General features: G+C 62.9%; 9 protein-coding genes. 2 read left to right on the top strand and 7 right to left on the bottom strand.

All coding sequences use genetic code 11. From position 1 onward, the window contains the following. Positions 1-70 precede the first annotated feature (70 nt). The 6 genes from aepX to J1G34_RS03360 are packed head-to-tail and all read right to left on the bottom strand — an operon-like array spanning position 71 to position 6,450. Entirely contained in the window at positions 71-961 is an 891-nt protein-coding gene (gene aepX, locus J1G34_RS03385) for a phosphoenolpyruvate mutase (RefSeq protein ID WP_222993299.1), read from the bottom strand. A 47-nt stretch (positions 962-1,008) separates the two neighbouring features. Continuing rightward, positions 1,009-1,854 (bottom strand): hypothetical protein, encoded by an 846-nt coding sequence (locus J1G34_RS03380; RefSeq protein WP_065892204.1) that lies wholly within the window; start codon positions 1,852-1,854, stop codon positions 1,009-1,011. Positions 1,855-1,878: 24 nt separating this feature from the next. Then, a complete protein-coding gene (locus tag J1G34_RS03375) occupies positions 1,879-3,108 on the bottom strand; it encodes an aminotransferase class I/II-fold pyridoxal phosphate-dependent enzyme (protein ID WP_222993297.1) in 1,230 nt (409 codons plus the stop codon). A gap of 39 nt (positions 3,109-3,147) precedes the next feature. After that, entirely contained in the window at positions 3,148-4,365 is a 1,218-nt protein-coding gene (locus tag J1G34_RS03370; RefSeq protein WP_222993295.1) for an MFS transporter, read from the bottom strand. Between the two features lie 32 nt (positions 4,366-4,397). Further along, positions 4,398-5,222, bottom strand: a complete 825-nt coding sequence (locus tag J1G34_RS03365; RefSeq protein ID WP_222993292.1) for a hypothetical protein — start codon at positions 5,220-5,222, stop codon at positions 4,398-4,400. 34 nt (positions 5,223-5,256) lie between these two features. Continuing rightward, a complete protein-coding gene (locus J1G34_RS03360; RefSeq protein ID WP_122561362.1) occupies positions 5,257-6,450 on the bottom strand; it encodes an MFS transporter in 1,194 nt (397 codons plus the stop codon). 95 nt (positions 6,451-6,545) lie between these two features. Between J1G34_RS03360 and J1G34_RS03355 the strand changes: the two genes are divergently transcribed. Continuing rightward, positions 6,546-7,457: a LysR family transcriptional regulator gene (locus J1G34_RS03355; protein ID WP_065935818.1), complete on the top strand. Its 912-nt coding sequence runs from the start codon at positions 6,546-6,548 to the stop codon at positions 7,455-7,457. A gap of 248 nt (positions 7,458-7,705) precedes the next feature. Here J1G34_RS03355 and ettA read toward each other — a convergent pair whose 3' ends face one another. Further along, positions 7,706-9,370: an energy-dependent translational throttle protein EttA gene (gene ettA, locus J1G34_RS03350; protein WP_065886915.1), complete on the bottom strand. Its 1,665-nt coding sequence runs from the start codon at positions 9,368-9,370 to the stop codon at positions 7,706-7,708. A 285-nt stretch (positions 9,371-9,655) separates the two neighbouring features. On the opposite strand from ettA, the gene J1G34_RS03345 reads away from it, so the two are divergent. After that, positions 9,656-13,507 carry a sensor domain-containing protein gene (locus J1G34_RS03345; RefSeq protein ID WP_122463098.1) on the top strand — a complete coding sequence of 1,284 codons (3,852 nt, stop codon included), beginning with the start codon at positions 9,656-9,658 and terminating at the stop codon, positions 13,505-13,507. Positions 13,508-13,537 lie beyond the last annotated feature (30 nt).

Below are 13,537 nucleotides of genomic sequence, written 5' to 3'. Positions count from 1 at the left end.
TTCGCCCTGAAACGGGGATTTCAACCCGACACATGCACCAATGCGTAAACGGCTGGACGACAGCATCGCGCTAGCGCGTCCCGGGCACCAGGTCGAGTATTTCGTCGATACCCAGGCAGCGCGGCTCCAGTTCCAGGGTCCTGCCATGGGCGAGTATGCCCACAGCGGTATCGCGCATAGCCAGATAGGCACTGCGCAACATGTGATTGGCGTAAATCACCGCGTTGAAACCAGCCTGCTCCAACACCTCGAACTTCAGGTGAGCGTAGCTGGTGGGCACACAAATCAGCGGTACCCTGGGCCGTTGCCGACGAAACTGCCTGGCGAACTCGAGGATTTCCAGGCCATCCTGTCTGCGGCTGTGGATCATGATGCCATCCGCCCCCGCCTCCACATACGCCAGGCACCGCGCCATCGCCTCTTCCATGCCGCGATCGAGGATCAAGCTTTCACACCGCGCAATCAGCATCAGCCCTGAGCCGGTGCGACTGGCGCAACCGGCATGGAGCTTGGCGCAGAAAGTCTCGATCGACTCCTGCGCCTGGTCGACCTCGGTGCCGAACAGTGAGTTCTTCTTCAAGCCGCACTTGTCTTCGATCACCACCGCCGAGACGCCCGCACGCTCCAGCATCTTGATGTGAATCGCGAAATGTTCGGGCTTGCCGCCGGTGTCGGCATCGAATATCAGCGGCAGCGAACACACATCGAATATTTCGCGGATCCCCGGCAAACGGTTACTGGGCGAGAGAATTTCGATATCGGGTAACCCGCGCTGGGTCGAGTCGGTCAGCGAACTGGACCAGATGGCGTCGTACCCCACCGTATGCCCGGGGCTGATTTCCAGCCTGGCGCGCTGCGCGAGCAACGCCGATATCGGGCTATGGGCTTCGAGTACGCGCAGGCAACGGGTGCTATCCAGTAGCGCCGACAGAGGGCGTCGGCGCGCTTCAGTATCCATCATAGGTTCAGGCTCCATGTCAGCGGCACAACGAGGGTTATCGGACTGCCTCAATCCCAGGCGGGCTGTTCACACTTGAGCACCGACGCCATCTTTTGCAGATGCTCACAGGCCCTGGCCACGTATTCCCTGGATAGCTGCGCGATACGGCTGTAATCCACGGCCTGCCCGGTGGCGCTGGCATACAGCCGTAGCGCCTCTGCCGCATGTTTGAAGTGGCGCGCTTCGACGCTGCCGCAATGCACGCTGAGAAAGCTCGCCACGCGGCTGGCCTCACCGGCGCTGTAGCCGCGCACATCGCGCAACCACTGCTTCCACAACGGCGTCATCAGGTTGTATTCGCCGGTGTTGAACAGCTCCGTCATGGCCATCATTTCCAGCGCCTCAATGAGCTGCGGCGCCAGTGGGCGTTTTTCGCCAACCCAGCCGGAAAATTCCTTGGTGATCGGGTTCAGGAATTTGTCCTGCAGGCGCCATTCATCCGAGCCGCATATCGCCGACGCCATGCGGTAATACAGCTTGGAGTGGTGCGGATGCCCGTGCATTTCGCCCAATCCGATGTCCTCGACAATGATCTCGCCACAGTGGGCCGCCGCTTCGAGCATCTGCAGCCGGGCGTCGTCGGCCAGGGATGCCGACTCCTGGAGAATGCGCACAATGATGCTTGAGACAGCATGGGCGGCGCCATCGGGGCTGCGCCAGCCGCAGAAGAATGTACACAGCGACGACTCGCTCCAGTTACTGGAAGTCATGTCGACATAGGTCTCGCAGTACCTGTCCAGCTCGGCAGGCTGGCTGTTGAAACCGCTGAGCAGGGCCTGGGCCAGATGTCGGTCCTCGACATCCACCAGCGCCTGGTTCACGTACCCGATAAATTGGCGGCTCAGATTTTCCACGGCTCATATCCTTTTTGGCTGGGGTTAGTGCGCAACGATTTCTGCCATGAAGCGCGCGAAGCGCGTGAGGCCTTCGATCAACGCTTCACGCTCAACGGCGTAGGAAATGCGGATACTGTTGCGGTCGCCGCAGCCGGAGCCGGGCACCACCGCGATATGGGCCTGGGTCAATAACAGATCGGCCAGGTGGTCGACATCACGGATAACGGTGCCCAGGTAGCGGCCACCCAATTTGCGCGACACATCGATAAACAGATAGAACGCCCCTTCCGGCGGGGCGCAGGTGATGTCATCGATATGCCCCAAGCAAGTGCAGGCCGCGAGCAGTTGCTGGTCGAGGAAGGCGTTGACCTGGCGGGTAAAGTGCGGCGCGTCCGCCATCAGGGTGCCGAGCGCGGCGTATTGGGACAGGCTGCTGGGGTTGGATGTGGTGTGCCCCTGCAGGTTGTGCATGGCGGCGATGACCGCAGCGGGCGCGCACGCATACCCTACCCGCCAGCCGGTGACCGCGTGGCTCTTGGAAAACGAATCGACCAGCACCGTCTGGTGTTTGAGCGGCGCAAACAGCGAGACGATGTTGTGATGTTCATGGGGCGCGCGCACCAGCTTGCGGTAGCACTCGTCGAACACCACCCACAGCCGGTTTTCGAACGCGAGCCGGGCGATCCCCAACAGTTGTTCGCGTTGATAAACCGTGCCCGTCGGATTGTTCGGGGTGTTGATCACAATCATGCGGGTGCGTGGGGTCAGGGCATTTTCGACGGCCGCGCAGGTGAGGCGATAGTCATCGGCTGCCGTGTCGACATAGACCGGGACGCCACCGGCCAGCTGGATCTGGGTGGGAAAGGTTTCCCAGTACGGCACCGCAACGATGACCTCATCCCCCGGATCGAGCAGCACCATCGCGGCGTTATACAGCGCCTGCTTGGCACCGGCGGTCACCGCGACTTCATCGGCGCTGTAGTTCACGCCGCAGCGCTGAGTGACCTGCTGCGCCAGCGCGTGGCGCAACTGGGGCAAGCCGATGGGCGGCGTATAGCGGTTGCGCGCAGTGGCCAGCGCATCGCTCGCGGCGGCTTTCATGTCCGGACAGGCATCGAAGGTCAATTCACCGGCGGCAAAATTGATCACGTCGACGCCGGCGTCTTTCAAGGCATTGGCTTTGCTGCGCATGCTGGATGTGCCCGGTGCGCTGAGGCGTTGCGCACGCTGGGACAACGGCAATGACACGGCAGACGGTTCACTGTTATTCATTGTTATACCTGCCACAACACGCTGAAAAATTCGTTCGTCCTACCGGGCCTGGGCCTCCAGCCCTCGCTGAACCCGCCAGGACAGCGGCAAGGTGAGCAACAAGGTGGCGGCCAGCAACAAGACGGCCACGGGCACGCCGGTGGTATCTCCGAGACTGCCGAACAGCACCGGCGCCAATGCGCCGCCACCGATGGTGCCGGTGTAGAACACTGCAAACGCCTGGTCGCGCCGGCCCGGCCCCGCCAGGTCCGGCACCGCGCCATACAGCACCGACGAGGTGCCATTGAGCGCCAGCCCCAACAGCGGCAACATCACCATCAAGCCGGCGTACGGCAGGTACACCGCCATGACGATCAGCACCGCCGTGGTGAACTCCGTGGCCCACACCGTCTTCATCATGCCGATGCGTGCACCGAGGTAACCGCACAGCAATTTGCCGAAGGCGCCCCCCACGAACAGCATCGTCAGCGCCAGGCCAATGCCCGCAGGCCCGGCCCCCTTGGCCTTGAGCAAAAACGGCAGGAACGTGAGAAAACCCATGCGCACCGCACTGTCCAGCGTGCCGGTCACGATCAGCGCGCGCAGCCCGCTCGCGGAACCGGCGCCGCCGCCCGCGCGGCTGGCTTTCACCGGCGCCGCCGAACCCTCGGTGCGCGCCGGGATCAGCCACCACAACAGGCCGGCCGCCAGCAGCCCGAGTACACCCAGCAGGGTGACACTGGCGCGCCAACTGATGACCGCCAGCAACAGACCGATCAACCCAGGGATCAGGGTCTTGCCGATATCCCCGCTGAAGTTGTATTGCGACAGCGCTTGTTTGACGCCCCCGCCCGCCTCGTGGGTATCGGTGATCAGCGACGAAGCCAGGGGATGCTGCGTACTTGCACCCAGACCGCCCAGCAGCAGCGCCACCAGCAGCACCGCCAGCCCACCGGCCTGGCCGGCCAGCAGATAGGCCAGGCCCGCGAGCGCAGTGCCGCCCACCAGCAGACGTTCGCGCCCCCAGCGCGCCGCAGCGCGGCTGGCCAGTAGCTGGAAACCGGCCATCATGCCCGCATAGGCACCGCGCAACAGGCCGACCTGGGCGTAACTGAGGCCGAACTGCGCTTGCCAGATCGGCAACAGCACGTAGATCACATCGGTCAGCCCATCGTGCACGGCATGCGCGCCGCAACCGGCCACCAGGGAACGGCGACGCACGCTTGCCGGGTCAGGCGGCGACAACGACGGGGTTGCGGTGTGCTTCAGGGTGTTCATTCGGGTCAGTGGCTCTCAGGCAGAACGCCGGGTCAACCCAGCAACTTCGCACAGTCGTTCATCACGCTGGCTTTACGCTGCAGATATTCGGCAAAAATGTCGCGCGCCGTAGCGGGGTCCACTTCAACCTGCAGGGCGCTGGTGAACTCGTTCACCGCCGCCACCGCATGGGCGAAATGGTTGCTCTCGGTGCCGCCGGTGTGCACGGTGACCCAGGCCACCGTCGCACGGGATTTTTCCGGCGGCACGCCCATGTCCCGTACGAACCACTGCGAGTACATCGGATGGATGAACTCCACTTCGCCGTGGGTATACACCTCGTGGATCAACGTGGTCAGCAAGCCCTGCAACAGGTCGCGATCACGCAGGCGACGGCTGTCGGTCCAATCCTTGAAGGCCTGGGCCGAGGGCAGGCAATTGTCCTTCAACATCCACTGGTCATCGCCGCACAGCGCGGTCGCCATGGTGTAGAACAGGTCCGCGTGCACGGTGTTGCCCAACGCGCCCAAGTCTTCATCGGTGATGCGCTGCAGGCTGCCGCAAGCGCGGTACAGCTGCGCGGCGGCAGCGGAACCGGCGTCGCAACGCGCCAGCAAGGTAATCCGGTTGGCCAGGCCGGACACACTGGCCGCCGAATTATTGGTCTTGGACCAGCTGGCGAAGAACGTGCGCAGCACCGCTGGCGGATGCCGACGCGAGGTGAGTCGCGCAAACGCCTCTTCGATAGCCATCAGCGCCTCTTCCTCAGCCCAGAAGGCTTCGAACAGGGCATGCCGCAAGGTACTGGCCGGCATGTCATTCAATACCGGTTCGACGATCTTCAACAACTGGCTGCGTTTGATCAGGGTGTCAGTCATATTCACCTCTCATAATCCTTTATTGGATGAAACATCAGGCCGGTTTGCCGCGTTGGCCGGCGATCAGCGCCTGGGTGTTTACCGGTTTCCAGCCCAGCAGGGCGATCACCAGCGACAACACCTGAAAACCTGCGATCAATGCCACGCAGCCCGGCCAGCCCCACTGCTCCCAGAGCAGCGCCGGGGCCACGGCGCCGGCGCTGCCGCCCAGGTAATAGCCGGTCAGGTACAGGCCCACGGCGCCGGACTTGTCCTGCCCGGCCGTGGTGGCGATGTAGGCATTGGCGCAGGCCTGGGCCAGGAATACGCCGGTCGAGCTCAAAGCCAGGCCCAGCACGATCAGCCACAGGGACGGCAACAAGGTCAGGGCCGACCCGCAGAGCCCAAGGGCCACGGCGGCACTCAGTAACTGCGATTGCGGTCGCGATTTGCTCAAGCGCCCGGCAATGGGAATCACCACCAGCGCCAGCAGGAACACGGCATATAGTGTCCCCAAGGCGGCGGCGCCCAGGTTGAACGGCGCCTGGCTGAGATACAGCCCGGCATAGGTAAAGGTGGCGACTTGTGAGAACAGCACGCAGAAACCGACGCCATAGGCCGCCAGCAAGGGTTTGCGCAAAAGCCGGCGCACCCCGCGCGCGCCCACGACCGCAAGGTTGGGACGTGCCACTGGATTGGCCGGCAGCAACAACAGGATCAGCAGGCCCACCGCCAGGCTGATCACTGCCAACAGCTCGAAGGCTTCGCGCCAGCCGACATATTGGGTCATGACCCCGGAGACAAAGCGCCCGGCAAACCCGCCGAGTACCGTACCTGCGACGTACAGGCTGGTGATCTCAGTGACGGTCGCTGCACGCCAGCGGTCGCCGATATAGGCCACGCTGGTGGCGAACACCACCGGGATCAACATACCCTCGATAAACCGCCACACCAGCAGCTCGGCAAAGCTGTCCACATAGGCCGTCAGCAGCGTCGGCAGCGCCAGCAGCAAGGCGGCCGCGACAATCACTGTGCGTTGCTCGAAACGTCCGGTCAGGCGCCCGACAAACGGCGCAGTCAGCGCCACCGCCAGGGTGGTCACGGTAATGCTCCACCCGGCCTGCCGGGCGCTCACCTGGAAGCTTTGGGCAAACACAGGCAGGATGCTCTGGGTCGCGTAGAGATTCAGGAACGCCGCACAGCCACACAGAAACACGGCAAGGCGGGCGTGATGCAAGCGCGGGTTCATGGGACCTCTCGTCTTATTGTCGAGGATCTTTATAGAATGCCCAGCGTGGCGAACACCAATACCGAATTCGGACCGATCAATACCCAGGAAACAGAATGCTTGATTTACGCAAGTTACGTTACTTCCTGACGGTCGCCGAAGAGTTGCACTTCGGTCGCGCGGCGCAGCGCCTGCACCTCGCCCAGCCGCCCCTGACGCGGCAGATCTCGGCCCTGGAAACCGAGCTCGGCTTTCGTCTGTTCGACCGCACCAGCCGCACGGTCACCCTGACCGCCCAGGGCCGGCACTTTCTACCCTATGCCCGCGCCGCGCTGGAGCACGCCCGGCTCGCGCAGGACATTGCCGCCAAGCTGGCCGCCGGCGCCACCGGCCAACTGGTCGTCGGCTATGCCAGCTCCATCGCGCTGTCGGAGCTGTTCAGCCAAACCCTGCGAGCCTTCGCCCAGCGTTTTCCCGAGGTGCAACTGACCCTGGTGGAGAGCGCTTCCGGCAGCCTGCATGCGCACGTGCTGGACGGTCGCATCGACATCGGCATGAGCCGCCTGCTGCCGGAGCCCGGGCAAACCGACGTCGAGGTGTTGTCGTTGGGGCAGGAACCTCTGGTCGCAGCGCTTTGCAGCGACAACCCATTAGCGGGCCAGGACGAAGTCACCCTCGCCCAGCTCAGTGAGTTCCCGTTGATTCTGTTCCCCAGCGATTACGGTTCGGGCCTCAACGGTTCCATCGAGCAGCTGTATCAACGCCACGGCCTGGCGTTGCGCCCGGGCCCCGCGGGGCGCCAGATCACCTCGATCATCGCCCTGGTGGCGGCAGGCCAGGGTGTCTCGCTGGTGCCCCAGTGCACCCGCACGCTGGCCAGGCAAGGCGTGGTCTACCGACCATTGGCAGACCCCGAAGCCTGGGTGCACCTGCTGATCCTCACGCGCTCGCAATCACGCTCGCTGCTGGTCGAGGCGTTCATGGGGGTGGTCGGTGAATTGCTGCAAGGCCGGCCGGCGCTGGCATAATCCGGGCAAAAAAATACCCCTGCGCGAGGGTAATGCCGTTCAGTTTTTGTAGGAGCGAGCTTGCTCGCGAAAAACCACAGGCGCCGCGTTCAATCAGGACACACGCGTTATCGTTGACGTTTTTCGCGAGCAAGCTCGCTCCTACAGAGGGCGATGTACGCTTAACTGAACAGCATTACCCTGCGTGAGGGGTATTTTTCTACAGGCTGCTGCGTACAGGCGCGGCCGAAGCTGCGCCCGTTGCCGAATCAGGCCAGTTTCTTGTGGCGTACCCGGTGCGGTTGGGCAGCGGCTTCGCCCAGGCGCTTTTTACGGTCCGCTTCGTACTCGGTGTAGTTACCTTCGAAGAACACCGCTTGCGAATCATCCTCGTAAGCCAGGATGTGAGTCGCCACGCGGTCAAGGAACCACCGATCGTGAGAGATCACAATGGCGGCGCCCGGGAAGTCCAGCAGGGCTTCTTCCAGGGAACGCAGAGTTTCAACGTCGAGGTCGTTGGACGGTTCGTCGAGCAGCAACACGTTGCCGCCTTCTTTTAGGGTCAGGGCCAGGTGCAAGCGGCCACGCTCACCACCGGACAGGTCCTTGACGAACTTCTGCTGGTCGCCGCCCTTGAAGTTGAAACGGCCCACGTAGGTACGCGCCGGGATTTCATAGTTGCCGATACGGATCTGGTCGGAGCCGTCGGAAATCTGCTGGAACACCGTCTTGCTGCCATCGAGGTCTTCACGGCTCTGGTCCACACAGGCCAGTTGCACGGTTTCGCCGATCTCGATGCTGCCCGAATCCGGGGTTTCCTTGCCCATCAGCATGCGGAACAGCGTGGATTTACCCGCACCGTTACCGCCGATAACGCCGACGATCGCGCCTTTTGGCATGGAGAACGACAGGTTGTCGATCAGCACGCGGTCGCCGTAGCCTTTGGAAACGTTCTTGAACTCGATGACCTTGTCACCCAGGCGCGGACCGGCCGGGATGTAGATCTCGTTGGTCTCGCTGCGCTTCTGGAATTCCTGCGACTGCATTTCTTCAAAGCGTTGCAGACGGGCCTTGGATTTGGACTGACGGGCCTTGGCGCCTTTGCGCACCCACTCCAGTTCTTCCTTCATGGCTTTTTCATGGGCCGATTGCTGCTTGGATTCGGCGGCCAGACGGTCGGACTTGGCTTCCAGCCAACCGGAGTAGTTGCCCTCGTAAGGGATACCGGCGCCACGGTCGAGTTCGAGGATCCAGCCGGCGACGTTGTCGAGGAAGTAACGGTCGTGCGTGATCGCTACCACGGTGCCCGGGAAATCGTGCAGGAAATGCTCCAGCCAGGCGACGGAATCGGCGTCCAGGTGGTTGGTCGGTTCGTCGAGCAGCAGCATGTCGGGAGCCGACAGCAGCAGGCGGCACAGGGCCACACGGCGCTTCTCGCCACCGGACAGGAACTCGACCTTGGCGTCCCAGGCCGGCAGGCGCAGGGCGTCGGCGGCGACTTCGAGCTGGCGCTCCAGGTTATGACCGTCGCCGGCCTGCAGGATGGCTTCGAGCTTGGCCTGTTCGGCGGCCAGCTTGTCGAAGTCGGCATCCGGCTCGGCGTAGGCGGCGTAGACCTCGTCCAGGCGCGCCTGGGCGTCCTTGATCACGCTGACGGCCTCTTCGACCACTTCACGCACGGTCTTGGTCGGGTCCAGGATCGGCTCCTGGGGCAGGTAGCCGATGTTCAGCTCCGGCATCGGGCGGGCTTCGCCTTCGAACTCGGTGTCGACGCCGGCCATGATTTTCAGCAGCGTGGATTTACCCGAACCGTTGAGGCCGAGCACGCCGATCTTGGCGCCAGGGAAGAAGGACAGCGAAATGTTTTTCAGGATTTCCCGCTTCGGCGGAACAACTTTTCCCAGCCGATGCATGGTGAAGACGTATTGAGCCATGGTGAACCTAGCGTCAGTGACTGATGAATTATGCGGACGAAGCCCGTGCCAGGCCATGCGCCGCGCGGGCCGTTGACTATCATCAATGCCGGCGAGCGAAAAAAAGCCTGAATATCTGGGGCTGGAACGCCCCCGCGTAACCGGCAAAGCTACCTGAATGCGCTGGGGCAGTCCAGCCAGGCGGGACTGGCACTTTGCCACAACTCAAGGCATGCTAGCCGCCCTCCGGGCGTCCGGCTTATAGTGCACGTCGCGCGCCAGTCCAGCCAACCGCAGGATCACAGCTTGTCCAAAGTCACGCCGCCCACGCCCTTGCGCGCCGCTCATCTAGCGCCAGGAGCGCCCCTGCACGGCACCTTTAAAGGCGCGTTGGCGACGCTTGTGCTGGTGTTGCTCGCGTTATTGTTCTGGCAACTGCTCGACCAATTGCAGCAGAACCAGAAAAACCAGCAGCAATACACCATCGACTACAGCGCCGACCTGGCCGAACAGATCAGCCAGAACATGGCCCTGAGCGCACAGATTGCCTTGAATCTGCTACCGATGGTCGAACCGCCGCGCAACGCCGAACAACAACAGGCCCTGATGCGCACGTTGCAGCGCTCATTTCCCGAATTGCGCAGCTTCGCCCTGCTCGCCCCCAGCGGCGCGCTGATCAGCGACACCGCCGGCGACAGCCAGGACAGCGCCCTGCTCGAAGAACTGGTCAAGCGCAGCCACGCCCAAGCCTATTACCTGAGCAACGACAGCGACGGCACCGTCATCTATCTGTTGCTGCACCAGCCCAGCGGTGGCTCGAAACTGTACTGGGCACTGCGCCTGACGCCCACTTACCTGGCCAACCTGACGCGCCAGGATGCCCAGGGCCAGCGCCCGATGTGGGCGATCGAGAACCGCCTGAACCACCGCGTGGTCAGCCGCGACAGCGGCATGCCAGCACCCTGGGCCACTGCGTTGACCCCGGACGAGTTGAATAAAAGTGTGCTGGTCACACCCTTGAGCAAAAGTGACTGGCAACTGCACGGGCTGTTCGACCGCAGCGCGGTGCTCGAACAACTGCTGCCGGCCTTTATCGGCAAATGCCTGCTGGGCCTGGCTTTTTCGCTGATCCCGGTGATCGTGCTGCTGAACATGCGCCGGCGCCAGCGCCAGGTGAATGAGGGCCGCCGACGTTACCAGGATATTTTCGAAGGCACCGGCGTGGCCTTGTGCGTACTCGATCTGTCGGGGGTGAAGGCGTTCTGCGACAAGCCTCAGGTGCAGGACAGCGAACAATTGCATGCCTGGATGCAGGCCAACCCCGCCGAGCGGCGCAAACTGCTCAAGGAGTTGCGCGTCACCGAGATCAACCAGATGGCGGTGCGCCTGTTGGGCGTCAGCTCCTGCGAGCAGGCCTGGGAGCGCCTGATTGACGATGGGCCGCACAATGCCACCTCGATCGGCCACCAGGTGCTGGAAGCCGTACTGACCCGGCAAAAACAACTGGAGCTGGAAATCCAGCTCAACGATGTGATGGGCAATGAACAATACCTGTGGCTGGTCATGCGTTTGCCGGAACAGCAGGATGACATCAGGGCGGTCATCCTCAGCATCAGCGATATCACCAGCCGCAAGCTGATCGAGCTGTCGCTGGTCGAGCGCGAGAGTTTCTGGTCGGATGTGGTACGCACCGTGCCCGACCACCTGTATGTGCAGGACGTGGTCAGCCAGCGCATGATCTTCAGCAACCATCACCTGGGCCATACCCTCGGCTACAACAAAGCCGAACTGCAGAAAATGGGGGAGTACTTCTGGGAAATCCTGCTGCACCCCGAAGACGCCGAGCATTACCAGGACGCGCGTCAACAGCAACGCGAGGTGGGTTATACGACCCAACTGCACTGCCAGCTGCGCTTTCGTCACCGCAACAACCAGTGGCGACGCTTCGACATTCGCGAACAGGCCCTGGCCACGGACACCTCGGCGGCGGTCACACGGATCATCGGCGTGGCCAAGGACATCACCGACCAGATCGAGGCCAGCGAATCCCTGCGCGACAGCGAACAACGCTACCGCATGCTGGCCGAAAGCATCAGTGACGTGATCTGTTCCACCGACAGCCGACTGGCCCTCAACTACGTCAGCCCATCGGTCAACGCCGTGCTGGGGTACGACGTGGACTGGGTGTTCAAGAACGGCTGGCAGTCGATCATTGCCAACCCGCAGCAGCTCACCGGCATGTACGGCCTGATGGAGCAGGTCAGCCGTGCCGTGGGTAATCCCGAGGCGCTGAACAGCCTGCGCGATGAGGTGCAGACCCAACTGTTCCTGTTCGACTGCCTGCGCGCCGATGGGCGCAAAGTGCCGATCGAGCTGCGCGTGGTGCTGGTGTGGGACGAACATGGCGCGTTTGAAGGCATCCTCGGCGTCGGCCGTGATATCAGCCAGCAACGCCGCGCGGAAAAAGACCTGCGCATGGCGGCCACGGTGTTCGAACACTCCACCTCGGCGATCCTGATCACCGACCCGGCCGGCTATATCGTACAGGCCAACGAAGCCTTCAGCCGGGTCAGCGGTTACGCCGTCAGCGATGTACTCGACCAGTTGCCGAACATGCTCACCGTCGACGAACAGCAGGAAGCCCACCTGCGCTACGTGCTCAAGCAATTGCACCAGCACAGCACCTGGGAAGGTGAAGTGTGGCTCAAGCGCCGCAATGGCGAGCACTACCCGGCCTGGGTCGGTATCACGGCCGTGTTCGATGATGAAGGCGACCTGGCCAGCTACGTGTGTTTCTTCAGCGATATCAGCGAGCGCAAGGCCAGCGAACAGCGCATCCACCGCCTGGCCTACTACGACGCCTTGACCCACCTGCCCAACCGCACGCTGTTCCAGGACCGCCTGCACACCGCGTTGCAATCGGCCGAGCGGCAGAAATCGTGGGTGGTGCTGATGTTCCTCGACCTCGACCGTTTCAAGCCGATCAACGACTCCCTGGGTCATGCCGCCGGCGACCGTATGCTCAAGGAAATGGCCACGCGCCTGCTCGGTTGCGTGGCCGAAGACGACACCGTGGCGCGGATGGGCGGCGACGAGTTCACCCTGCTGCTGCAACCGCGTATCAACCGCGAAATGGCGCTGAACCGTGCCATCACCGTGGCCGAGCAGATCCTGGCCAGCCTGGTGAAGCCGTTCGTGCTCGAAGGCCGCGAGTTCTTCGTGACCGCCAGCATCGGCATCGCCTTGAGTCCCCAGGACGGTAACGAGCTGAGCCAGTTGATGAAAAACGCCGACACGGCGATGTACCACGCCAAGGAACGCGGCAAGAACAACTTCCAGTTCTACCAGGCCGACATGAACGCCAGCGCCCTGGAACGCCTGGAACTGGAAAGCGACCTGCGCCACGCCCTGGAACAGGACGAATTCGTGCTCTATTACCAGCCGCAGTTCAGCGGCGACGGCAAACGCCTGACCGGCGCCGAAGCCCTGCTGCGCTGGCGCCATCCACGCCGCGGCCTGGTGCCGCCGGGGGATTTCATTCCGGTGCTCGAAGAGCTGGGGCTGGTGGTGGATGTGGGCGACTGGGTGATCAGCGAAGCCTGTCGCCAGCTCAAGACCTGGCACCAGAACAAAGTGCGGGTGCCGAAAGTCTCGGTCAACATCTCGGCGCGACAGTTCTCCGACGGGCAGTTGGGCACGCGCATCGCCACCATCCTCAAGGACACCGGCCTGCCACCGGCGTGCCTGGAGCTGGAGCTGACCGAAAGTATCCTGATGCGCGAAGTCAACGAAGCCATGCAGATCCTCGCCAGCCTGAAAAACCTGGGGCTGAGCATTGCGGTCGACGACTTCGGCACCGGTTATTCATCGCTCAACTACCTCAAGCAATTCCCCATCGACGTCCTGAAGATCGACCGCACCTTCGTCGACGGCCTGCCCTCCGGCGAGCAGGATGCGCAGATCGCCCGCGCCATCATCGCCATGGCCCACAGCCTGAACCTGGCGGTGATCGCCGAGGGCGTGGAAACCCACGAGCAGTTGGACTTCCTGCGCGAGCATGGCTGCGATGAAGTGCAGGGCTACCTGTTCGGGCGGCCGATGCCGGCGAATCGGTTCGAGGCGCAGTTCAGCAATGATGCGCTGTTCATGTTTGACTGAGATGTGTGGTGAGGCCGGCACAGTCCCCCC

Source organism: Pseudomonas sp. Wu6, assembly GCF_019891515.1.
Taxonomy (GTDB): Bacteria; Pseudomonadota; Gammaproteobacteria; order Pseudomonadales; family Pseudomonadaceae; genus Aquipseudomonas; species Aquipseudomonas orientalis_A.
The sequence above is the reverse complement of the archived record's forward strand: the minus strand, read 5'-3'. Positions and strand labels throughout refer to the sequence as shown.

Coding starts and splice junctions, on each gene's coding strand:
- J1G34_RS03370 (WP_222993295.1), bottom strand. CDS start 4,365: ATGAACACCCTGAAGCACACCGCAACCCCGTCGTTGTCGCCGCCTGAC.
- J1G34_RS03355 (WP_065935818.1), top strand. CDS start 6,546: ATGCTTGATTTACGCAAGTTACGTTACTTCCTGACGGTCGCCGAAGAG.
- J1G34_RS03360 (WP_122561362.1), bottom strand. CDS start 6,450: ATGAACCCGCGCTTGCATCACGCCCGCCTTGCCGTGTTTCTGTGTGGC.
- aepX (WP_222993299.1), bottom strand. CDS start 961: ATGATGGATACTGAAGCGCGCCGACGCCCTCTGTCGGCGCTACTGGAT.
- ettA (WP_065886915.1), bottom strand. CDS start 9,370: ATGGCTCAATACGTCTTCACCATGCATCGGCTGGGAAAAGTTGTTCCG.
- J1G34_RS03375 (WP_222993297.1), bottom strand. CDS start 3,108: ATGAATAACAGTGAACCGTCTGCCGTGTCATTGCCGTTGTCCCAGCGT.
- J1G34_RS03365 (WP_222993292.1), bottom strand. CDS start 5,222: ATGACTGACACCCTGATCAAACGCAGCCAGTTGTTGAAGATCGTCGAA.